Consider the following 20,804-nt stretch of genomic DNA (forward strand, 5'->3'; position numbering starts at 1 on the left):
AGCGTGCTTTTTCACTTCCCACTCTTTAAAGCCGTTACAACTTCACCGATTGGGAGGTGTATTTGATTATCAAACACATAATCATAGTAAGTTGGCTCTTTATTAATAATGACCATTGGTACCTGACCATGTTTTCTAACTAATAAAGGAATTTGATTAATGGGTGTTACCTGCAAAGATGAACCCATGACAATAAATAAATCACTTTGTAAAGCTGCCTCTACAGCTTCTTCAAACCAGTGAATTGAATCTCCAAATAAAACTACATTGGGCTTTAGTGCCTCTTCACACGACGTACAGCTCGGTAATTCAACTTTGGTTAGAAAATTTAACCCAAACTCACTTCCACATTTTTGACAATGTGCTCGCTTAATTGTTCCGTGAATTTCATATACATTCGTGCTTCCTGCTTTCTGATGCAAGCCGTCAATATTTTGTGTAATCACATGCACGGTCTTTTCTTCTTCTAATTCTGCTATAAAGTAATGACCTGAGTTAGGTTCATATTCATCAAGCAGCTTCACACGAAAAATCTCTTTAAATAGCTCCCAAAAAAGTACCGGATTGTTCTGATAAAAAGAAGTAGAAATCACATCTGAAAATTCTAGGTTTTTTCGATACAATCCGTTTTGCGAGCGAAAATCAGGTATGCCCGACTCTGTACTTATTCCCGCTCCCGTAAAGACACAGATCCGACTTGCCTCTCCAATTCGTTTCTTTAACTCTTCAACTTGCATATTCATTGGCGCTCTCTCCTACTTTACAATCAATACGGGTATCTTCACATGTTGAGCAATTTTATGGCTCACGCTCCCCAAAAACATTTCTTTTACTGGATTTAAGCCTCGGCTTCCAACTACTACAACATCAAAGCGATTGTTGTTAGCAAATTGAATAATTGTTTTAGCAGCATCTCCATGAATAAACGTAATTTCATACTCTATATCAGATTTCTCTAAAACTTCTTGTGTTGTTTGGATACGCTTTTCTCTTGCTTCATCTTTTCCAAGCGTGTTTAACCTACTATCTCCTTCTACTGCATATATCACTTGAACAAAGCTTCGATCAGTTAATCTTGCTAAAGCAACCGCTTTTTCAGCTGCTCTAGCAGCGTGTTCAGACCCATCTGAAGCTAATAAAATTCGCTTAAACATGTCCTTCACTCCTTTTCTATCAATTATAACAGCTCTACTATTTTTTATTCCATTGAAGAAAGCGATATAAAAATTAAATTTTCTAAAAATATTTACGCTTTTGTGTTATACTAATAAACAGAAATGCTATACTAAATAAAAGGAATGATGGCATTATGGGGTTTGAGCTGATATGTACCTTTTGCAAAGGGCTTGGGAAAGTAATGATTATTCCTGGCATATTCTACACAAAAAAGTGTAAGCATTGTGAAGGTACTGGTTTGAAACTAAAAAAAGACGAAACTCCTCTATAAGAAGTCTCGCCTTTATATCGTTTAGATTGATAATTCTTTTGATAGTTGATACATACGCTCATCAATATGATGAGGTTCACCTAGGATTTCCATAATATTATAATCAACAATTTCATTTTTACGGATACCGATTGCACGCCCGCCTTTACCTTCCATTAATAACTCAACGGCGCGGCCACCAAAACGACTTCCTAACACGCGATCTTGTGCTGTTGGTGATCCACCGCGCTGAATGTGCCCTAGAACCGTAACGCGAGTTTCAATTCCAGCAGCTTCTTCAAGCTGTTTTGCTACTTCGTTTCCTGTAGCTACACCTTCAGCAACAACGATAATACTATGTTTCTTACCACGCTCTTGGCCTTTCTTTAAACGATCTACCATCTCTTGGAACTCATCTTTCGCTTCAGGAATTAAGATTGTTTCAGCTCCTCCAGCTAGCCCTGACCATAGAGCAATATCTCCAGCATTACGTCCCATTACTTCAATAATAAAAGAACGTTCATGTGAAGTAGCCGTATCGCGAATTTTATCAATTGCATCGATAACAGTATGTAAAGCTGTATCGAAACCTAGAGTAAAGTCTGTTCCTGGAATGTCATTATCGATTGTTCCTGGAATACCTACACATGGAAAACCAAGCTCAGTTAGCTTAACAGCTCCCATGTAAGATCCATCTCCACCGATTACAACCAAACCTTCAATACCATGCTTCTTTAGGTTTTCAATACCTTTACGGCGTCCCTCTTCTGTTTTAAACTCTGGACATCTTGCAGAATATAACATTGTTCCACCGCGTTGAATGATATCACCAACATCACCAACTTCAAGCTTTCGAATATTCCCTTCAATTAACCCTTGATATCCTTGATAAATACCGTAAACTTCCATTCCTTCATGAATCGCTTTACGCACAACAGCACGAACCGCAGGATTCATTCCTGGAGAATCACCGCCGCTTGTTAATACACCTATTCTTTTCATTACTTTTCACCTCATCAAAAGTCAAATCAATTGACACTGTATTCTATTTTTACATTCTACATGACTACAAAGTATTTGTGTAGTAATTCACAACAGATTTCTATTATTATTTTTAAATGTCCTTACATTTTCATATGTTTTAGTTATTAACAGCTAAATATTCAATTTTTTTCTATTTCTCAAAATCAAAACACATCATTCTGCTCACTCTAATTTTCATTTTTTTCATATTTTGTAATGAAAATGTAACGTTTCCATCTGTCGAAAGGTGTTATGATTATTTTACGAAAATTGATGAAAAATTGATGGAGGCCCATTATGAAGAAATTTGTGGCGGTTTTTACCCTCGCTAGCTTTTTATTTGCTAGCCCTTTAGTCAGCCAAGCTGCGCTAGGTGATCAAACATTAAAGCAAGGAATGAGAAATCAGGATGTTCAGCAATTACAGCAGCTTTTAAAGAAAAAAGGTTATTTCACTGGCAATACAACAACTTATTTTGGACCAGCTACATCAAATGCAGTTAAATCATTTCAGCGTAAAAATGGATTGTCTGCCGATGGAGTTGTTGGAAAAAGCACATATGCAAAGCTTGGAGTAAAAACTTCTTCACAGACTTCTACATTTAATGCTTCAAAAGTTATTAATAAAGGAAAGCAGTATGTAGGGGTACCATATCGCTGGGGTGGAACAACTCCTAGAGGATTTGATTGCAGTGGCTTTATTGGTTATACATTCAAGCAGGGCGCTGGCATTACTTTACCTCGAACTGTAGCAGAGATTTATAAAAAAGGGACACGAGTTACAAGCTTACAGCCTGGGGACATTGTATTTTTCCAAACATACCAAAAAGGCGCTTCCCATGCCGGTATCTACATGGGAAACAATCAATTTTTACATAGCTCATCTTCAAAAGGTGTTTCAGTTTCTTCATTAAAAGATAGCTATTGGAGCAAGCGTTATATTGGTGCAAAAAGAATTCGTTAAATAACAAAAAGCCAACTTGCGTTGGCTTTTTTAACGGCAAAAACTATAGTACTCATTAATAATATCTAATACTGTTGGATATTCATCTACCCACGTAAAATTTGTCTTTTCATTTTGTTCTTGTTCTGTTTCTTGTTTAATTGTAATTTGCTCCACACAAGATCTCTCCCTTTTTCTGTTATATAACATATATATTATCTATCTTTTGTTTTATAACAAAAAATCAAAAAAAGAAGACATGCTAAAAGAAGAGGGTTGAACATAACAAAACAAATTTTCAAAAAGAGGAACACTAGCTGTTCCCATCTCTTTGATTTGTCTCAACACGTTCGTTCCATTGCGCTACGGCCACTCGCTTTCCGCCCTGTTTCCAACATTGTTTTCACAATCAACAAAAAAACCTGGACGATTAAAGATGAGGAACTCTCAATCGTTCAGGTTTATCATTGGCTGAATTACTTATATCCCAGCCTCTTCTTTTAATCTGCTTGAATTTTAATATACCATGTACGGTTTCTAGGGCCATCAAATTCACAAAAATAAATCCCTTGCCACGTTCCTAATAATAAATTTCCATTCTCAATAATAAGTTGTTGCGAAGAACCAACTGTACTTGCCTTTAGATGGGCAGCTGTATTCCCTTCAAAATGCTGATCTTTTTCATCAATCCAAGGATATACCTCGTCAAATCTTCTAATCATGTCACGTTTTACATCTGGATCTGCATTTTCATTAATTGTAATACCAGCGGTCGTATGTGGACAATATACGGTGACTACTCCGCTTTTCACTTGATGCTTTTTAATTTCTGTTTCCACTTGACTTGTCAAATCAATCATCTCATCGCGATTACTCGTTTGAAGTTTAAATGAATGTAGCATGTTTTCACGTCCTTTTTCGATTAGTTAGCATAACACCTATTGAACTCGTAAAGACTAATATATATTCTTTTTTATCGTACTGTTTTTTACTACTGAACTCAATATATTACTAATAATGTAAAGGTGATGAAGACTTGCTCAATTCAACGTTTCAACGAGATACAGAGTACGTTGTTAAGACATTTCTAGAATTAGCAGGTGGTAGCAGTGACATAGCTTCAAAAAAGCTATGGATTTCATCTACTGATTTTGTTTATATTCTTTATCTACAAGGGCTTGTAGACAGCGAAAAGCTGAATCAATTAACAGAAAAAATGATTCAAACAAAAACCTCATCACCAGCCAACACGCTAGATCGTTGGGATTCCTTTATCTCAACTGTTGAAAGCAGTGAAGTTTATACGTACAAGCAAGCTCTCACTGCTTTTTTAAAGGAGAACCTTTATTATTTATTCATAATCGTACAACGGCTTTTTCTTTAAATATGACAATAGCTAAACAGCGTACGTGGAGTGAACCAACGACCGAAAAAGTTGTGCGTGGTCCAAAGGTTGCGTTAATTGAAAACTTAGAAGAAAATATCGGCATATTAAGGCAAAGAGCAAGTGATGCAAACTTAACAGTCGAAGATGTTTTCATTGGAGAAGAACGGCTTCATCGAACATCAATTGTTTTTCATAAAAAGCAATGTCAACCTCATATCGTTAATCAAGTTCGCCAAAAACTTCAAAACATTAATCTTAATAATGTTCAAGGTTCTGGAATGATTGAAGAATTTCTCGAAGAAGCTTCTTATTCTCCTTTTCCACAGGTCCAAAATACAGAAAGACCTGACCGCGTCTTAGCTGCTATTAATGAAGGCAGAGTTGCAATTTTTGTAGACGGTTCACCTTTTGCTCTATTAGTACCAACAACAATTGACATGATTATGAAATCGCCCGATGACTATTACGAAAGATGGTTGGCAGGTTCTCTCTTACGCCTTCTTCGCTATATTTCAATTTTCATTACGCTCTTTTTTCTCAGCCATTTATATTAGCCTTGTTTCTTTTCATCAAGGCCTGCTTCCCGCTGAGCTTGCCATTACCATTGCAGCCACGCGAGAAGACGTACCATTTTCACCTTTTATTGAAGCGATGGTAATGGAAGTGACCATCGAATTGTTAAGAGAAGCCGGACTTCGCCTCCCAACACCTGTTGGGCAGACTGTTGGATTAGTAGGAGGGGTTGTTATTGTAGTAGGGTCACTCCTCCCTAAAACGGCTGGAGACGTTATTGCTTTTGCTGACCTTTTAAGCTGGGCTTTTTTAATTATATTTCTTGCAGTTCCATTTTTTTTAGGATCAATTATGCTAATTAAGAAACGAGTGAGGAGAATATGAATAAATATTTAGCTGACATCATGATGATAATCATATTAGTGGGTTGCTCTCGACACCGAAACATTGAACAACTCTTACTCGTCATTGGCGTTGGCATGGATTCCTTAGACACGGTGAAAGAAAAGACGTCTCAGCATAACCTTATGCTCACTCATCAAACTCTTATATCTCCAGACCGTGGTGGGGTATCTTCTTCCTCATCTTCACCGTATAAAAACATTGTAACAAAAGGACCCACAGTACATGAAATTACAAGGAACATTGCATTGAAGCAAGACCCTTTATTCAGTCAGCATCAGCGTATTTTAGTATTTAGTGAAACAGCTGGGAAGACCTTCAAGTTAGACTCTCTAATGGATCAGCTTGCTAGGGATAATGAAATTCGCAGAAGCTGCCTTGTTTTTGTTACAAATGGCCAAGCAAAGGCTATTTTAACGATTAAAGGAATGGATACTCCACCGGTCAATGTCATTTATGATTTAGTTGAAAATAGGTATCGGACCAATAAAATTCTTCCCACCTTATCATTGGGAGAAATATGAGCTAAGTTAAAAACGGACCAAAGCTTTTTAGTACAACGTGTTTCAAAATTAGAAAAAGACATCAGGACGGTTATCTAAAGATTGGGATGCTACTGACCAAAAGCTATCTCCTTCTTTTATTAACCATATTGAAAAAAATGTAGAGAACATTATCCAATCAGATACAAACAAAATACTTAACAAGCTCCAATCTGATTATGAAGCAGATGCACCTGAATTTAGAGAGTATGTACGAATCAACCACCCTGCATTTTGGAAGAAACATCGAAAAGAATGGGATACTATTTTTTCAAACTCTACTATTGATTATCATGTTGACGTTACAATTGAAGATTTTGGAGCAAAAACAGACAGCGGCTAATTAGTCGCTGTCTTACTTTAGTTCCATAATCATGTAGCGATTGGTGTATGATTTTCGTTCAAAAGAAGCTCGCTTTTCTTCTCGATCAAAATAAAATAATTCATCTTCCTGGTATTGAAACGTATCACCTTTTTTATCCATTTCTTTAATAAACGATAGGTAATCATCGGAGTGAATTAAATACTTCTCTGGTTTATCTGAAACTTGAACTACCTTTTCATTTCCTGTTTTCATTTTTGCCATCCCCACTGCTAAGGGTATCGGATTTCCTTCTTGAAAAATAGTCTTATAAAAAATTAGCACAAATAATAAACACGTAACGCCTACGACTAGCAAAATCTGTTTTTTTATCATCCTCACCTACTTTTCATATGGTTAGCTCTATTATCAAGTGAAATTCTGCGTGAGCAAAAACGTTCTGCTATGTCATTTTTATTCAGAGTGATTGACATAGAGATATGTACGTTACTAATACGACAAATTTGTAAAAAACACCTTTCTTTTATAAGAATTTGAATGGAAATATAACAGTTGTATTACCTTTCCGTTAAATCAGGTTTGCACTTCACATTTTCAATCGACTTCATGCTACACTTGAGTCAATAAAAGGTAAAAACTTTACGAATAGATAGGGTGTTGCGTATGAACAATCTTACTTTACAATCATATTTATCTCACTTATTTCCTGATATCCAAATGAGAAAACCGCTTTTTTACAATGCACCAATAGGCATCCGATTCAAGCTAACAAACCAAAAGCGCGTGTGGGAACAAGGGTATATGAAAAATGTTTATAAACGCACATACCAAATTTTTAAAGCACTTCATGATGAAAATGATGAGCTCATCGTTGTATTTCGTTCGCCATCTTCAAAAGCTGAACTATCCTTTCTAAAGCGCACTGATATATTAATGAAAAAATTCATTCGCTCTCGCTTAAGAAAGACAAGCGTACAGCTATTATCAACTAAAAATGAGTATGCAATTGCCTGCAGGCCAACTGACTTAAAGCAAAAGCAACTACTACAATCTATTGCGAATCGCGATTTACATATCCAACCTGCGATTGAAGAGGAATGTTACATTATCAACGTAAGCAAAGGAACAATTTTTCATCTCTATGATGATCGAGCGTTGGATGTCGTATCTAATAATCAACGTTCGCTTGGTTTACTACAAGAAAAGTTTAACGAATGGATTTTAGATATGGATGCTACTGAACATTCGCCAATAAGCTAACAAAGAGTTTGGGACATAACAAAATGATTGCTTCTAAAAGACGAACACTAGCTGTTCCCATCTCTTTAATTTGTCTCAACACGTTCGTTCCATTGCGCTACGGTCCATTCCACCCTGTTTCCAACATTGTTTTCACAATTAACAAAAAACCTGAACGATTAAAAGTTATGAACTCTCAATCGTTCAGGTATAGTAAGGACTGAACTACTTATGTCTCAGTCTCTTTATTTTATTTGCTCATTAAGCCGTTGAACCATTTGCTTTTGTTGTTCTTCAGGAGAAATAGTCGCTTTATTGTCCCCAATTTGTTCACCATATAGACCAAATTGGGCATTATTTGCTCCTTTTAACTTTACTATTTTTGTATTTTTTGATAATAAATGCTTCGTTTCAGAAATCTTATTAGGCGTTGATAAACCATCTTTGTCACCTGTTAATGATAAAATTGGATAATTTGTGTTTGAAAAGTCATTTTTGTTCATTAGATAGGCAGCCAATAAAATGAGTCCCTTTACCTTACTTTGATGATTGTACGCATAAGAACTCGCTACAACTCCTCCTAAAGAGTGTCCTCCGATAAACCAATTATTAATAGTAGGGTGTTCCTTCATGATTTCTTCTGCCTTGTTACTTGAGAAGAAACTAACATTAAAAGGCGCATCTACTATCCCTACTAGATATCCTTGCTTTGCGATTTCCTGTTGCATAATAACCGTATGCCATTGCTTCTACTTTTGCACCTTGGTAAATAATAGAGCCACCTTTTATATCAGTATTATCATCTGGCTGAAAAAACAGGTAACCATCTCATTGTATCGCTTGCTTTGGGACACCTAAATTTTCAACTTCTTGAGAAGGCTTGTAATCAAACTGTGTCCAAATGACAGAGAATGCTACCACGACAGCAAATAAAACCAAAACTCCTACCGCTAGTACTTTAAGTAATCGCTTAAACATAAAATTCCTCTTTTCTTTATACTATCGAATGGAACATGCACATACTTTACATTATCTTGTAGCAAAAATGCATCTTTATGAATGAAAATAATGGTTCTACGGAACAATAAAACAAATTAACCAGCAAAGGAATTCTGTATGAAGCATATTACTTACCAAACGCACAAGCGACATAAAGCCTATGTTAGCTTGTTTGGCATAACTCAGCTCCACCTTCGAAATCCGTATATCATTGCTTGGTGGTCGGCGGCTTTTCCTGGCTTCGGTCATCTTTTGTTATCTAAAAACATTACAGGGCTGCTCTTATTCATTTGGGAGGTTTATACAAATATTCATGCCAACATTAATGTTGCAATGGTATATTCTTTTACTGGTAGGCTAGAAGAAGCCAGAAGCATATTGGATACTCGATGGGCGCTTTTATATATCCCTGTTTATCTATTTGCCGTTTGGGATAGCTATCGCACAACCATCGACATAAACAAAGTGTACGTGCTGGCTGAACATCAAAATGAACCTTTTGATATCTTTAAAATGGGCGCTTTAGAAGTCAACTACCTTGATAAACGAAGCCCCCTAGTAGCCGTCATGTGGTCCATACTCATGCCGGGATCTGGTCAGCTTTATATTCACCGAATTATCATAGGTTTCTTCTCTTTAATTTGGGTAGTCGTATTTTTTTATCAATCACAATTTCTTCCTGCGATTCATTTTCTATTTTTAGGAGACATCCCAAGTTCAACAAGCGTTTTAAATATAGAATGGCTTTTATTTCTTCCTTCTATATATGGTTTTAGCGCCTATGATGCCTATGTTAACACCATTGAGAACAATAAATTATATGATCGTGAACAGGCTGACTTTCTTTCACAAAACTATCAGCAATACCGCTTTTCATTAAAACAGCGATTATAGCTTCTATACGCTAAATCCCGATATAGTAAGGAGCCCATTATGCAAGTATTCTCTACTTTTAATCACTCAATTTACCTAGAGCTCGCCATTGTAGCATTGGAGCGCAGTGGTATTCCTAAAAGCCAAATTTTAGCCATCCCACTAGAAGTAAAAGATGATCATTTTTTACTTTTCGATAGTATTCATCAATCAGACGGCATTAGCTTATTTGACATCGCTGCTGGGCTGGCAACAGCTTTTGCAGTTATAGGCGTAAGCGTTGGATTCATCTTAACATGGGGACCTATATACTGGGGATTGATTGGTGCTGCTTCAGGGTTTATCATTGGCTTTTTAATTAACTTTATTTATTATAGAGTTGTTAAAAAGCGAAGTAAGCATGAGCAAACGGCGGAAGTGATTTTAATCGTAGAGTGTATACCAGAACAAACAGATCGTGTAATTAAAATATTAAAAACAAACTTCTCCAAGGGATTAGCTGTTCTTTCATAGAGCAAAAAGAAGTTGGGACATAAGCATTTCTGTCAACCATCTATCCGAACTAGCGCAAGTTAACTTCTTTTGATAGTTCAGGTATTTTCTGTCGGTTTGGAAAACACCTTTAAAAAACTAGTGAAATGGAGCGTAAGACATTCAACTCCTGCGAGAAAGAGAGGGAAGGTTGATACCCCGCAGCGCAGCGAGGAGGTTCAAATTCCTCCCCGTGGAAAGCCAGTATCTGCAGCGCAATGGAATGGACTTGCTCTTACACCCTAACGATTTTAGAAACGTCATGACTCGTCTTTGAGAAGCGAACATTTATTTACGTCTTAGCCTCTTTCTATACTTAGTGGATATCTTTTTTCTTAAACCTCCCTCCTCTTACTTCAGCAATATTTGCTACCGCAAAAAATGCAGTTGAATCAATTTCATCAACAATTTCTTTTAGCTTTGCTTCTTCTAATCTTGTGATAACGCAAAAGATTACTTTTTTATCATCACCCGTATATGCTCCTTCTCCTTTCAAGTACGTTACTCCTCTGCCTAACCTTGCTAAAATAGTTTCACCAATTCGTTCGTACTGTTCGCTAATAATCCAAGCGGACTTTGACTCGTCTAACCCCTGAATAACAATATCAATTGTTTTAAAAGCAATGAAATAAGCCATTAACGAATACATAGCACGGTCCCATCCAAACACAAACCCTGCACTTCCTAAGATAAATAAGTTAAAGAACATGATAATTTCGCCAACGGAAAAAGGCGTTTTCTTATTAAATAAAATAGCTAGAATTTCTGTCCCATCTAAAGAGCCACCGTACCGAATCACAATTCCTACCCCAATACCTAAAACGATACCTCCAAAAACCGTTGCTAAAAGCGGATCTGTTGTTAGCACCGGCAGTGGATGAAAAACGTATGTAGCAATAGATAAAATGCTGACGCCAAAAAGAGTTGATAAGGCAAACGTTTTACCGATTTGCTTATAACCTATATAAAAGAAAGGTAAGTTTAGTACAAAAATATACGCCCCAAGTTTTAAATTTGTTAAATGAGACAATATGATAGACACTCCAACAATGCCTCCATCAATGACTTTATTAGGTACTAGAAAAAACTCTAGACCTACCGCCATTAATATAGCTCCAAATAAAATAAGTAACACACGCTTAATAATCATTTTGCGAGGTAAAGACCGATGCACTATTTTTACCTTTTCTTCTTCAACGGGCAGCATTGGAACATCCACTCCTTTCTTTAATTTTATCATAACATTCTGAATATTTCCTTTATTTTATTTATTATATTTCGCATCTTAAGCATTAAACCATGAATATATTGGATAAACTTGTAGATGATAACAATTGTAAAGTTACACAAACATTTTTCATCTTCAAAAAACATTCAAATTAAAAAACAGTTTAAAAATTTTCAAAATTACATATTGGGTATAAAATATTTGTACAACATTTGCACAAACGTTAAACAAAAAAGTATACAAAAGGAGAATGAAGCAAATGAAAAAAATTAAAGTTAGTATCACTTCTTTAATGACTGTTTTATTACTTGCTTTTACTGGGCATTTCGCATCAGCTGCAAGCAACGATGCAATGGTACGTGTTGTTCACGCTTCACCAGATGCACCTGAGGTTGACGTATACGTTGATGGAGAAGCTGCTGTTGAAGGTGCTGCTTTCAAAGATGCTACTGATTATTTAAATCTATCTTCTGGTGAACATAAAGTTGACATCTATGCTGCTGGTACAAAAGGAAAAGAAGAAGCTGTCGTTTCTACAAACTTAACAGTTGAAGCTGGAAAAGCTTATACTGTAGCTGCAATTAACAAAGTTGCTAATTTAGAGTTAAAAGTGCTTGAAGATGATATGAATGCTTCAGAAGGAAAAACAAAAGTGCGCGTAGGTCACTTCTCTCCTGATGCTTCTGCAGTAAATATAGGCGTTGCAAACGGTCTAACCCTTTTTGAAAATGTATCATTTAAACAAGTAACAGATTATACAGAAGTAGATGCTGGCACATATGATCTGGAAGTAACAACTACTGATGGTAATACGAAAGTATTAGACCTTACAGGTACAAACTTAGAAGCAAATACAGTTTACACGGTACTTGTTGTAAATACTGCTGACAGCCTTGAGCCACTTGTTTTAAAAGACAATACGGCAATGCCTTCTGAAATGCCCAAAACAGGTATGGGTGGAGCTTCTGAGCAATCAAATGACTCCCTTCTTCCTGTATTAACTCTATTAGGAATTGGAGCAGTTGCTATCTTTGTTGTTCGTCGTCATAAAGGCTACGAAAATTAATGAACAACATGAGATGGGCTCTACCAATTGTATGCACTGCTTTTTTAGGATTAGTTGGCTGTTCAGCTCAGTCAGTCGCAACAACTTCACAGCCCGATCCTGAAAAAGTAAAAATGGCAGAAACAAAATCAACAAATTCGCCCCCACAAGCGTCGGTTGATGTTTCTGTCCCATCTCAGCTTACAATACCAAAGTTAGACATTCAAGCGCTGATTGAAAAAACCGGCTTAACTAATGATGGACAAATGGATGTTCCTGATAACGGTGATGATGTCGCTTGGTTTGAACCAGGCACAAAGCCAGGAAATGAAGGAAATGCTGTTATTGCTGGGCATGTTGATGATAAAGAAGGACCTGCAATTTTTTACAACCTTCATAAACTTGATAAGGGTGATGAGATCTTTGTATCTGATGAATCGGGTAACGTACTTACATTTGTTGTTACTGATAAAAAAGCCTATCCGCGTGAAGATGCACCTTTACGAGAAATCTTCGGTCCAACGTTTGATCATCATCTCAATTTAATAACGTGTACAGGATTATTCGATAAACAAAATAAAACACATGAAGAACGCCTTGTTGTTTATACAAAACTTCAGGATACTAAAGTAGCCAATGCTCAATAAGCATTGGCTACTTTTATGATTTTTCCACTATATCCATGAAAACATCTTGTTCTATCGGACATACTAATAAATACGAAATCTTCGTTTACATGCACTTCCTTACTACTTTAAAATAAAAGCGGATGAACAGGAGGCTACTATATGCACAAAAAATGGCTTATTGTACTTTCAATTACATGCTTAGTAGGGGTTGCTTTTTTTATTAGTAACACCAACATCGCTAATACGGCTGAAAAAGACCCGCTTATCATTGCTCACCGCGGAGCTTCTGGCCATGAACCAGAGCATACGATAGAAGCCTATAAGCTGGCACAAAAAATGAAAAGTGACTATATTGAGATTGACCTGCATATGTCTAAAGATGGTCAATTAGTTGCCATTCATGACTATGCCCTACACCGTACAACGAATGGAACGGGATATGTAAAGAATAAAACCGTAAAGCAACTGCAGACTTTAGATGCGGGAAGCTGGTTTTCTAGCAAGGGAAAAGGAGCTTATATTCCAACGCTTGACGAAATTTTTGCCACGTTTGGAAACGACATTCGTTATTATATTGAAACAAAATCACCTCATGAATATCCCGGTATGGAAAAAAAGCTAATGGCTCTTTTAGATAAGTACACTATAAATAAACAACAGCTTATTATTCAATCGTTCAGTGATGAAAGTTTGCGGACTTTTCACCACTTAGAACCTTCCATTATGCTCATTCAATTAGTTTCCTATAGACAAGGCTTATTAACGTCACATCAATTAAAAAATATTCATCGATATGCTGATGGAATTGGCTCAAGTTCAAAGACGTTAACAAAAAGCTATATAAAAATGGTCCAATCATATGGACTAGACATTCATGCTTATACGGTAAATGATACAAAAGAGATGAAAAAGTTAATTCAATGGGGCGTGAACGGTATTTTCACTAATTATCCTGACCGTCTATATAAAGTCGTTCATCCTTATGAAAAGCCCCTTTTTACATTTAATTTCCCGGTGTAAAAGGGGCTTTATTGTACTGAGCAAATTTAAATATCTCGGTTACGGACAATTGATAAATAAAAACCTATGACGACAGCTGAGTAAGCAAGCCCCCAACAAAAGCCTATCCAAACATGAATATCCTCACTTATAAAGTGTATCAGGGCTGCTATTGGCGGCAATAAATAAATAACCATTTGCAAACCTTCATAAGGATAAGGAACACCCGCTACTGCCAACGTTAATACCAACACAAACACTGGACCAAACCACGAAAGATTACCAGTGCGAAGCATATGACGAGTGAACAATAATGACACGCTCATGCTTGTTAAGCAGCTTACTAAATGCAGTAAATATCCAAACACTTGCTCCTTAGCAGTGGGCATTGAAGAAAACATGTCAAAGACGATTGGATATAAAATTGAAACAGCGCTTAGAATAATTGACAGCACTACAGCACTGATTATTTTACTGATGAAATAAACTGATTTCTTCCTCACATGCAGCCTTGTAATTCTTTCTTGCTTACTATTTTCCGCGTGCATAAATGAAATTGTAATCCACGAAAAGATAAAGAATAAATAAATAGAAGTATTATAGAAACTGTCTAATACCGGATTTGGTGTGTATGTATAGGTAATAATTAATAAGATTAAATACAAAGCCAATGGCGGAATATACCGATATGACTTTAAATATGTAAGATAATGATATCGTATCAATGCAATCATTTCTAATAGTCTTCCCTTTCAATAATTTCTACACGATGAATATCCGCTCGCACATCAATTAGCTCTTTGAGCAATTGATTCATATCTTGCTTTCTAATATAAAGCGTATAGCGACTGCCGTGTTGCTCAACCTTAGCACACTTACCTTTCAGCTCTCGAATAGGCTTATTCATAATAAAATCTGCTTCAATAACAGCCAGTTTATCTATACATTCAATACGCTGACTTCGAAGTATTTTGTGAGCACCAATTGTAATCACTCGATCCGCCGTTACTTGAATTAATCTTTCTTCATGACAGGTAAAAATAATGGTCATTCCTCGATCTTTTAATCGTCTAAACGCTTTCTCAACGTCAACCTGCGCTTTGGCATCTAGACCAGATAACGGTTCATCAAGAAGAAGAAGCTCTGAAGATCCCAGCATCGCTTGCATCATATTTACTTTCTGCTTCATTCCTTTTGAAAAAGAAGTAATTTCTTCGTATTTATACTCGGTCATATCAAAGGTCTCGAGCAGCTCTTCAATTTTTAACAGTAGCTTTTTTTTCGAGATTTGTTGAATACGTCCCATATGAAATAGATAATCTTGAAGCCGAAACGGAAGCTCTTGAGGAAATTGTTCAACCACAAAGGCTGGTAAACCAATGGATGTATCAATTGTTACGCTCCCCTTGGTGGGCTTAATTAACCCTCCTACAATCTTTAACAACGTACTTTTTCCAGCACCGTTCTTGCCAACAATCGCTACTGTTTCTCCCTTTTGAAAAGTTGTATGGACGTTCTCTAATACCGTTTGCTTTTTGTATGATTTTGAGATATTTTTCAATTGAATTAATGATTCCATTTTACTTATCCTTCCTTTAGTAAAACATATAATAAATAATGGTTAGTTAAATAGTAGCATATTTACTACATAAATAGTGCCTTCACATACATTTTTAGACAAGAAAATTAACTCTCAAAGGCGAATCGTGACGTTGCTAACATAAGTAAGTTATAGAAACACGTTCTTTGCATTGCACTGCAGACACTCAATTTATAACTTATTTCCATAACCAACAAAAATATCCGAACGATTGCCAGTTAACTCGCAATCGTTCGGATATCTAGTTCACTGAAATGCTTATTTCTCAGCCCTTTGATTCTTCTACATATAAAGAACCATATGCTCTTCGTCAATGAATTTATCCTCTACATGTAGAGCTTGTTTTTCAAACCCATAGCTATTAAATCCTAAAGCAGTGTACAGAGCTTTTGCTCCTTGATTATTAGCTGCGACCACAAGATAAATTTGCAGCAGCTCCGTTGATTTTGAAGCTTGTTCAATAACTGCTTTTAAAAGTGATTTCCCAAGCCCCATTCCTCTTGCTTCAGGAGCTACGTACATTCCCCAGATATCTCCTTTATGCTGAACTTTTAAAGGTTTTTGTTTTTTATAACCTACAATTCCAACAAGTTTATCATCGAGAAACCCTCCCATGATAAACTCGTCTTCAAATGTAGGAAATTGCTTACGAATATCTGACACTTCTTTTTCACATTCTTCTTCATAGCTTAAAACAAAGCTTTCTGGATGGTCTCGTAGGGCTCTTAAACGTAGTTCCCAATAAATATCTGCATCTTCTTTGGTTAACAATCGAATGTTCATATCCTCACCTGGTTTTCGCTTATTTTCTTACATGTTAGGGCTCGTATACAGTGAAAACATCATTCCACCGATATAAATCATAATAATTATCAGGCACATCGACATCTTTAATGAGTATTTTTTCTTGCTTTGTACTACCAGCCATAATATTGGCTCTTTTACGATTCGTACGTATCCATAGGGTTTGCTTGGACTGATTGATATATGTTGGCGCATAATCCCCCCAGCCTTTTAAAGGATTAGTTAATTTTTCTTGCTGGTTTTTTGCTAAGTTAATTGTATAAAGTGAGGGAAGCGGGCGTTTCTTAGCGTCGTTTGACCAATCCGCTTCTTGTACTCGTGAAATAATAATTTGCTTATTTGCTGCCCACGTAAAATCCCAGTCAGCAAAACCTTTTGGAGTAAAAATATGCTCTTTAAAAACGGGCATTTCTTTTAACGTGAACGTTTTATTTTCAGTAGCAATCCGACCTTCTCCATTAATAAAAGCTAGCTCTTGCTGATGGGGAGACCACTTAAACCAATTTGATACGTTTAGCATTGTACCGATTGATTGAAACGCTTTACCTTCAGAAGTTATAACGCATAGCGTGTTTCCATCAGCTGACATAGAAGCTGTCGGAATAGCTAAAAAGCTAATCCAATGTCCATTTTCTGACCACTTAAATTCGCTCGTTGTATAAGCAAAAAAAGAGTCGCTTTGATGAGGTAAGGTTGCAAAAGGTTCGACCTTTTTTATATCTAGATTTGCATTTTTTTCAACCGTATATAATTTAACCACTCCCCAACCTCTCGGTGATAAGGTTGCTGACTCCGTTATTAAAAATTGTTTACCATCTGGGAACCATGAAAACTGATCAACGCCAAGAGCTACGTGACTTTTTTTCTTTTGTTTAACATTGTAGATAGTTAAAATGTCGTTTGATATGTACGCTATCTCCATACCAGTTGGTGACCACTGATAACTTTGGACATCTTTTTCAATTTCAATTTGCTTGCCTTTTACGCTAGCTACCATCAACGATTCTCCATTTTTATAGGCGATATAAGCTCCATGCTTTGACCAAATCGGTTCACTTGCCTCATTAGTTGAAGAAAGTTTTGTTTCTTTTCCGTTTTCATAAACCCACACGTCACCATCTCGAATAAAACTTACCTTGAAGTTAGAAGCTGATTCAACTGTACTTGGAAGCAATAATATCATGAAGAAGCATAAGAAAAAGCGCCTCATTTTGTCACTCCTTTTAATTAAATTTATCTGTCACATCTACTTCTTCTTATCCTTGCACAAATCCAAACATCTCATGACAAAAACCTATAAAAAAAGAGTTTGGGACATAACAAAATGATTGCTTCTAAAAGACGAACACTAGCTGTTCCCATCTCTTTGATTTGTCTCAACACGTTCGTTCCATTGCGCTACGGTCACTCGCTTTCCGCGGGGAGGAACCTGAGCTTCCTCGCTGCGCTGCGGGATCTCCGTTTTCCCTCTCTTTCCCGCAGGAGTCGAGTGTCCTACGCTCCATTCCACCCTGTTTCCAACGTTGTTTTCACAATCAACCAAAAACCTGAACGATTAAAAGTTATGAACTCTCAATCGTTCAGGTATAGTAGAGGCTGAACTACTTATGTCTCAGTCTCTTTTTGTTATGCCTTAGAAATATGTAAGTTAATCCAATTTATATCATTTTTCACAAGTAAAATGTTGTTAACCAAAAGAAAAAGGCAATCGTATATACTACGACTGCCTTTTTCTTTATTTTGTAGGAGCTGGTTTAGTATCTGATTTACTTTTTAGGAACGTCATTCTCTTTTTTAAATAATAACCTTGTCCAATACCAAATAAGTTACCAATTACCCAATATAGAGCTAAAGCTGACGGAAGTGTAAAACCGGCTACTAATACGAAGATTGGCATAATGTTCATCATCATCTTCATTGGAGGCTGAATTTCATCCGTCATACTTACACGAATTTGTAAGAATGTTGTAATAGCTGCAATAATTGGTAAAATAAAGTATGGATCTGGAGCACCTAAGCTTACCCATAAAAATGAATGTTCCGCAATTTCTCCCGTACGTGCAATGGCGTTATAAAACGCAAAAATAATTGGCATTTGAATTAAAATAGGTAAACATCCACCTAGTGGGTTAATTTGATGTTTTTGATACAAAGCCATCATTTCTTTTTGAAGCTTTTGCTGCGTTTCAGGATCTTTTTTACCTGCATATTTCTTTTGTATAGCTTCCATTTCCGGGCGTAATGCTTGCATAGCCATCGTGCTTTTTTGCTGTTTTAAAATAAGCGGTAATAAGACTAGACGAATAATAATCGTGACAGCAATAATTGATAAACCATAACTACCACCAAGGAATTCTGCTACCTTTGTCAAAGCAAGAGACAGTGGATATACAAAGTAGTGATCCCAAAATCCACCGCTTGTAGACGTAACAGGATTTTGTGTACTACACCCTGCTAATGCAATTAATACCATCCCTAAAACTGCTACTAATTTATAATGTCGTTTCATTTTCTTTCCTCCTAATTGTTTAAATGATTACATTAAGCAAAAATAAGAAGGAAAGGGTCTTCTTCATCCGTGTTTTTTTCTTTTACCGGTGTTTTTCTATATACATGACTAAGCGTCTTCAAACGCTTCCATGCCGTAAATACTGCTACGCTAGTTTGAATACAAGTCGATTCTCTTAGCTCCTCTGTGCGTACCGCTACATACCTCGATTCCCGAAGCATATAATAGCAGACTACATAAGCCATAAGGGCAGTTAAGTACGGAACATATAGAAACAAATCATGATAAAAATCCATATGTTTACTCTCTTTCTAAACTGTAGTTAATGAATCTACTAGTAGTGTAGCATTTACAATGTGCTGACACAATACGTACGTCTTTATCTTCTACGGTTTATTTGTGAAAAAGTTTCATCAAGGCTTATATTTTATAGAAAAGAGTTTGGGACATAACAAAATGATGGCTTCTAAAAGACGAACACTAGCTGTTCCCATCTCTTTGGTTTGTCTCAACACGTTCGTTCCACTGCGCTACGGCCACTCGCTTTCCGCGGGGGAGGAACCTGAGCTCCTCGCTGCGCTGCGGGATCTCCGTTTTCCCTCTCTTTCCCGCAGGAGTCGAGTGTCCTACGCTCCATTCCCCCCTGTTTCCAACATTGTTTTCACAATCAACCAAAAAAACCTGAACGATTAAAAGTTATGAACTCTCAATCGTTCAGGTATAGTAGAGGCTGAACTACTTATGTCTCAGTCTCTTTTTTCACTTCACAAGAAGCTTTTCAATCTCTTGAATTGTAGGTAATGCCGTCATCGCACCTTTTGTTGAAGCTGCTAGTCCCCCAGAAACACTTGCAAAGCGTCCAAAAGAAGTAAGCTCTTCTTCTGTCAAATCTGAAAGTTGACCATTATATTGATTAATGGAATAAAGCATACCAGACACAAAGGCATCTCCTGCACCTGTTGTATCAACAGCGTTCACTTTCATAGCGGAAATAGCTACTTTTGCTTTAGAAGATACAGCTAGGCTTCCCTCTGCTCCTAATGTAATAATTAAAAGCGGGATAGCATAATGGCTTAACGCTTCCACTCCTTCTTCAATCATTTCTTTTCCGGTAATAAAAGCAAGCTCTTCTTCTGAAAGCTTTACAATATCTGCTTTTGGAAGCATCTCTAGAATGGTACGTTTCAATTTTTCTTCGTCTTTCCACAACGTTAAACGAACATTAGGATCGAATGACACAAGAACATCATTCTTCTTCGCAAGTTCTACAGCTTTCAAAGTGGCAGAGCGGGAAGGTTCACTAATCATTGAAATCGTACCGAAGTGAAGAATACGATTTTCTTTAAATAGCTCTTCATCAATTTCTGCTTCGTGAAAAAAGCGATCTGCGCTTGGATCAATGTAAAAATTAAAGCTGCGGTCACCGTCTTTATCTAACGTAACGAAAACCGCTCCTGTACGTGCTTCATCTGTAAGCAGCATGTTGTTTGTATTAACACCATATTCATCAAGCGTATCTTTTAAAAAATGACCTAATACATCATTCCCAACTTTCCCTAGGAATGTGGATTTCAAGCCTAATCTTGATACTCCTACCGCCACGTTTGCAGGCGCACCCCCTGGACTTTTTTGATATGTAAGATTCGTATGATCTAACGGAATAAAGTCAACTAATGCTTCTCCTAATGAAATAACACCGTTTTTCATTTTTTTCCCCTCTCTTTCTTTATGAGTATAAATTAAGAAAAGTGGAGTAAAATGAACTGTCATTTTACTCCTACTTTTCTTTTA

24 protein-coding genes and 2 pseudogenes are annotated in these 20,804 nt (G+C 36.6%); 10 read left to right on the top strand and 16 right to left on the bottom strand.

What is annotated here, in order from left to right; translation table 11 throughout:
• Positions 1 to 11: 11 nt before the first annotated feature.
• From A2U94_RS14065 to pfkA, 3 genes are all read right to left on the bottom strand, one after another.
• Entirely contained in the window at positions 12 to 743 is a 732-nt protein-coding gene (locus tag A2U94_RS14065; RefSeq protein ID WP_025911409.1) for an NAD-dependent protein deacylase, read from the bottom strand.
• 12 nt (positions 744 to 755) lie between these two features.
• Positions 756 to 1,154, bottom strand: a complete 399-nt coding sequence (locus tag A2U94_RS14070; RefSeq protein WP_025911410.1) for a universal stress protein — start codon at positions 1,152 to 1,154, stop codon at positions 756 to 758.
• 314 nt (positions 1,155 to 1,468) lie between these two features.
• Positions 1,469 to 2,428, bottom strand: a complete 960-nt coding sequence (gene pfkA, locus A2U94_RS14075; protein ID WP_025911412.1) for a 6-phosphofructokinase — start codon at positions 2,426 to 2,428, stop codon at positions 1,469 to 1,471.
• A 405-nt stretch (positions 2,429 to 2,833) separates the two neighbouring features.
• Between pfkA and A2U94_RS14080 the strand changes: the two are divergent.
• Positions 2,834 to 3,412, top strand: a pseudogene (locus A2U94_RS14080) (C40 family peptidase); the annotation flags it as partial.
• A 30-nt stretch (positions 3,413 to 3,442) separates the two neighbouring features.
• On the opposite strand, the gene A2U94_RS22135 reads toward A2U94_RS14080, so the two are convergent.
• Positions 3,443 to 3,568 (bottom strand): hypothetical protein, encoded by a 126-nt coding sequence (locus A2U94_RS22135; RefSeq protein ID WP_257788896.1) that lies wholly within the window; start codon positions 3,566 to 3,568, stop codon positions 3,443 to 3,445.
• A gap of 323 nt (positions 3,569 to 3,891) precedes the next feature.
• On the bottom strand, positions 3,892 to 4,293 hold the full coding sequence (locus A2U94_RS14085; RefSeq protein WP_025911415.1) for a secondary thiamine-phosphate synthase enzyme YjbQ: 402 nt from the start codon (positions 4,291 to 4,293) through the stop codon (positions 3,892 to 3,894).
• Positions 4,294 to 4,427: 134 nt separating this feature from the next.
• On the opposite strand from A2U94_RS14085, the pseudogene A2U94_RS22345 reads away from it, so the two are divergent.
• The 3 genes and pseudogenes from A2U94_RS22345 to A2U94_RS21870 form a co-directional block, all read left to right on the top strand.
• Positions 4,428 to 5,528 (top strand): annotated as a pseudogene (locus A2U94_RS22345) (spore germination protein); the annotation flags it as partial.
• 143 nt (positions 5,529 to 5,671) lie between these two features.
• Positions 5,672 to 6,217, top strand: coding sequence for a Ger(x)C family spore germination protein (locus tag A2U94_RS21865; protein ID WP_051567213.1), 546 nt, complete (start codon positions 5,672 to 5,674; stop codon positions 6,215 to 6,217).
• 118 nt (positions 6,218 to 6,335) lie between these two features.
• On the top strand, positions 6,336 to 6,578 hold the full coding sequence (locus tag A2U94_RS21870) for a Ger(x)C family spore germination C-terminal domain-containing protein (protein WP_225002399.1): 243 nt from the start codon (positions 6,336 to 6,338) through the stop codon (positions 6,576 to 6,578).
• A gap of 12 nt (positions 6,579 to 6,590) precedes the next feature.
• Here A2U94_RS21870 and A2U94_RS14100 read toward each other — a convergent pair whose 3' ends face one another.
• Positions 6,591 to 6,932, bottom strand: coding sequence for a hypothetical protein (locus tag A2U94_RS14100; protein ID WP_225002392.1), 342 nt, complete (start codon positions 6,930 to 6,932; stop codon positions 6,591 to 6,593).
• A gap of 288 nt (positions 6,933 to 7,220) precedes the next feature.
• Between A2U94_RS14100 and A2U94_RS14105 the strand changes: the two genes are divergently transcribed.
• A complete protein-coding gene (locus A2U94_RS14105; protein ID WP_025911418.1) occupies positions 7,221 to 7,817 on the top strand; it encodes a DUF3885 domain-containing protein in 597 nt (198 codons plus the stop codon).
• 224 nt (positions 7,818 to 8,041) lie between these two features.
• On the opposite strand, the gene A2U94_RS14110 is transcribed toward A2U94_RS14105, so the two are convergent.
• Both A2U94_RS14110 and A2U94_RS21875 read right to left on the bottom strand, forming a co-directional pair.
• Positions 8,042 to 8,524, bottom strand: coding sequence for an alpha/beta fold hydrolase (locus A2U94_RS14110; protein ID WP_226372984.1), 483 nt, complete (start codon positions 8,522 to 8,524; stop codon positions 8,042 to 8,044).
• A 100-nt stretch (positions 8,525 to 8,624) separates the two neighbouring features.
• Positions 8,625 to 8,774 (bottom strand): hypothetical protein, encoded by a 150-nt coding sequence (locus A2U94_RS21875; RefSeq protein ID WP_226372983.1) that lies wholly within the window; start codon positions 8,772 to 8,774, stop codon positions 8,625 to 8,627.
• 138 nt (positions 8,775 to 8,912) lie between these two features.
• Here A2U94_RS21875 and A2U94_RS14115 point away from each other — a divergent pair, with 138 nt between their 5' ends.
• The gene (locus tag A2U94_RS14115) at positions 8,913 to 9,689 is read left to right on the top strand and encodes a hypothetical protein (protein WP_025911420.1); all 777 of its coding nucleotides are present in this window, start codon (positions 8,913 to 8,915) and stop codon (positions 9,687 to 9,689) included.
• 39 nt (positions 9,690 to 9,728) lie between these two features.
• Complete coding sequence (locus A2U94_RS14120; protein WP_025911421.1) at positions 9,729 to 10,181, top strand: hypothetical protein; 453 nt, start codon at positions 9,729 to 9,731, stop codon at positions 10,179 to 10,181.
• 334 nt (positions 10,182 to 10,515) lie between these two features.
• On the opposite strand, the gene A2U94_RS14125 is transcribed toward A2U94_RS14120, so the two are convergent.
• Positions 10,516 to 11,349 (bottom strand): YitT family protein, encoded by an 834-nt coding sequence (locus A2U94_RS14125; protein ID WP_374699999.1) that lies wholly within the window; start codon positions 11,347 to 11,349, stop codon positions 10,516 to 10,518.
• 337 nt (positions 11,350 to 11,686) lie between these two features.
• On the opposite strand from A2U94_RS14125, the gene A2U94_RS14130 reads away from it, so the two are divergent.
• From A2U94_RS14130 to A2U94_RS14140, 3 genes are all read left to right on the top strand, one after another.
• Positions 11,687 to 12,493, top strand: a complete 807-nt coding sequence (locus tag A2U94_RS14130; protein WP_025911424.1) for a DUF4397 domain-containing protein — start codon at positions 11,687 to 11,689, stop codon at positions 12,491 to 12,493.
• Positions 12,493 to 13,119: a class F sortase gene (locus A2U94_RS14135; RefSeq protein WP_025911427.1), complete on the top strand. Its 627-nt coding sequence runs from the start codon at positions 12,493 to 12,495 to the stop codon at positions 13,117 to 13,119. Before A2U94_RS14130 ends, A2U94_RS14135 begins: the two co-directional genes overlap by 1 nt.
• A 141-nt stretch (positions 13,120 to 13,260) precedes the next feature.
• On the top strand, positions 13,261 to 14,121 hold the full coding sequence (locus tag A2U94_RS14140) for a glycerophosphodiester phosphodiesterase family protein (protein ID WP_025911428.1): 861 nt from the start codon (positions 13,261 to 13,263) through the stop codon (positions 14,119 to 14,121).
• Positions 14,122 to 14,147: 26 nt separating this feature from the next.
• On the opposite strand, the gene A2U94_RS14145 is transcribed toward A2U94_RS14140, so the two are convergent.
• The 7 genes from A2U94_RS14145 to A2U94_RS14175 all read right to left on the bottom strand — a co-directional run bounded on the left by A2U94_RS14145 (position 14,148) and on the right by A2U94_RS14175 (position 20,720).
• Complete coding sequence (locus tag A2U94_RS14145; RefSeq protein ID WP_025911430.1) at positions 14,148 to 14,834, bottom strand: hypothetical protein; 687 nt, start codon at positions 14,832 to 14,834, stop codon at positions 14,148 to 14,150.
• Between the two features lie 2 nt (positions 14,835 to 14,836).
• Positions 14,837 to 15,679 carry an ATP-binding cassette domain-containing protein gene (locus A2U94_RS14150; RefSeq protein ID WP_025911433.1) on the bottom strand — a complete coding sequence of 281 codons (843 nt, stop codon included), beginning with the start codon at positions 15,677 to 15,679 and terminating at the stop codon, positions 14,837 to 14,839.
• Positions 15,680 to 15,982: 303 nt separating this feature from the next.
• A complete protein-coding gene (locus A2U94_RS14155) occupies positions 15,983 to 16,483 on the bottom strand; it encodes a GNAT family N-acetyltransferase (protein WP_025911434.1) in 501 nt (166 codons plus the stop codon).
• Positions 16,484 to 16,517: 34 nt separating this feature from the next.
• Positions 16,518 to 17,714 carry a hypothetical protein gene (locus A2U94_RS14160; protein WP_025911436.1) on the bottom strand — a complete coding sequence of 399 codons (1,197 nt, stop codon included), beginning with the start codon at positions 17,712 to 17,714 and terminating at the stop codon, positions 16,518 to 16,520.
• A 525-nt stretch (positions 17,715 to 18,239) separates the two neighbouring features.
• Entirely contained in the window at positions 18,240 to 19,013 is a 774-nt protein-coding gene (yidC, locus tag A2U94_RS14165; protein ID WP_025911438.1) for a membrane protein insertase YidC, read from the bottom strand.
• A 32-nt stretch (positions 19,014 to 19,045) separates the two neighbouring features.
• Entirely contained in the window at positions 19,046 to 19,309 is a 264-nt protein-coding gene (locus A2U94_RS14170; RefSeq protein ID WP_025911440.1) for a hypothetical protein, read from the bottom strand.
• Between the two features lie 463 nt (positions 19,310 to 19,772).
• Positions 19,773 to 20,720, bottom strand: a complete 948-nt coding sequence (locus tag A2U94_RS14175) for a carbohydrate kinase family protein (RefSeq protein WP_025911443.1) — start codon at positions 20,718 to 20,720, stop codon at positions 19,773 to 19,775.
• Positions 20,721 to 20,804 lie beyond the last annotated feature (84 nt).

This window comes from Bacillus sp. VT 712 (assembly GCF_001614195.1).
Classification (GTDB): domain Bacteria; phylum Bacillota; class Bacilli; order Bacillales; family Bacillaceae_H; genus Priestia; species Priestia flexa.

What these genes read in the sequence shown, in the direction of transcription:
- pfkA (WP_025911412.1), bottom strand. Translation starts at nt 2,428, where the DNA reads ATGAAAAGAATAGGTGTATTAACAAGCGGCGGTGATTCTCCAGGAATG.
- A2U94_RS21875 (WP_226372983.1), bottom strand. Translation starts at nt 8,774, where the DNA reads ATGTTTAAGCGATTACTTAAAGTACTAGCGGTAGGAGTTTTGGTTTTA.
- A2U94_RS14140 (WP_025911428.1), top strand. Translation starts at nt 13,261, where the DNA reads ATGCACAAAAAATGGCTTATTGTACTTTCAATTACATGCTTAGTAGGG.
- A2U94_RS14105 (WP_025911418.1), top strand. Translation starts at nt 7,221, where the DNA reads ATGAACAATCTTACTTTACAATCATATTTATCTCACTTATTTCCTGAT.
- A2U94_RS14150 (WP_025911433.1), bottom strand. Translation starts at nt 15,679, where the DNA reads ATGGAATCATTAATTCAATTGAAAAATATCTCAAAATCATACAAAAAG.
- A2U94_RS14170 (WP_025911440.1), bottom strand. Translation starts at nt 19,309, where the DNA reads ATGGATTTTTATCATGATTTGTTTCTATATGTTCCGTACTTAACTGCC.
- A2U94_RS14145 (WP_025911430.1), bottom strand. Translation starts at nt 14,834, where the DNA reads ATGATTGCATTGATACGATATCATTATCTTACATATTTAAAGTCATAT.
- A2U94_RS14155 (WP_025911434.1), bottom strand. Translation starts at nt 16,483, where the DNA reads ATGAACATTCGATTGTTAACCAAAGAAGATGCAGATATTTATTGGGAA.
- A2U94_RS14110 (WP_226372984.1), bottom strand. Translation starts at nt 8,524, where the DNA reads ATGCAACAGGAAATCGCAAAGCAAGGATATCTAGTAGGGATAGTAGAT.
- A2U94_RS14125 (WP_374699999.1), bottom strand. Translation starts at nt 11,349, where the DNA reads ATGATTATTAAGCGTGTGTTACTTATTTTATTTGGAGCTATATTAATG.
- A2U94_RS14065 (WP_025911409.1), bottom strand. Translation starts at nt 743, where the DNA reads ATGAATATGCAAGTTGAAGAGTTAAAGAAACGAATTGGAGAGGCAAGT.
- A2U94_RS14115 (WP_025911420.1), top strand. Translation starts at nt 8,913, where the DNA reads ATGAAGCATATTACTTACCAAACGCACAAGCGACATAAAGCCTATGTT.
- A2U94_RS14160 (WP_025911436.1), bottom strand. Translation starts at nt 17,714, where the DNA reads ATGAGGCGCTTTTTCTTATGCTTCTTCATGATATTATTGCTTCCAAGT.
- A2U94_RS14070 (WP_025911410.1), bottom strand. Translation starts at nt 1,154, where the DNA reads ATGTTTAAGCGAATTTTATTAGCTTCAGATGGGTCTGAACACGCTGCT.
- A2U94_RS14135 (WP_025911427.1), top strand. Translation starts at nt 12,493, where the DNA reads ATGAACAACATGAGATGGGCTCTACCAATTGTATGCACTGCTTTTTTA.
- A2U94_RS14085 (WP_025911415.1), bottom strand. Translation starts at nt 4,293, where the DNA reads ATGCTACATTCATTTAAACTTCAAACGAGTAATCGCGATGAGATGATT.
- A2U94_RS14100 (WP_225002392.1), bottom strand. Translation starts at nt 6,932, where the DNA reads ATGATAAAAAAACAGATTTTGCTAGTCGTAGGCGTTACGTGTTTATTA.
- A2U94_RS14175 (WP_025911443.1), bottom strand. Translation starts at nt 20,720, where the DNA reads ATGAAAAACGGTGTTATTTCATTAGGAGAAGCATTAGTTGACTTTATT.
- A2U94_RS14120 (WP_025911421.1), top strand. Translation starts at nt 9,729, where the DNA reads ATGCAAGTATTCTCTACTTTTAATCACTCAATTTACCTAGAGCTCGCC.
- A2U94_RS14130 (WP_025911424.1), top strand. Translation starts at nt 11,687, where the DNA reads ATGAAAAAAATTAAAGTTAGTATCACTTCTTTAATGACTGTTTTATTA.
- yidC (WP_025911438.1), bottom strand. Translation starts at nt 19,013, where the DNA reads ATGAAACGACATTATAAATTAGTAGCAGTTTTAGGGATGGTATTAATT.
- A2U94_RS21865 (WP_051567213.1), top strand. Translation starts at nt 5,672, where the DNA reads ATGAATAAATATTTAGCTGACATCATGATGATAATCATATTAGTGGGT.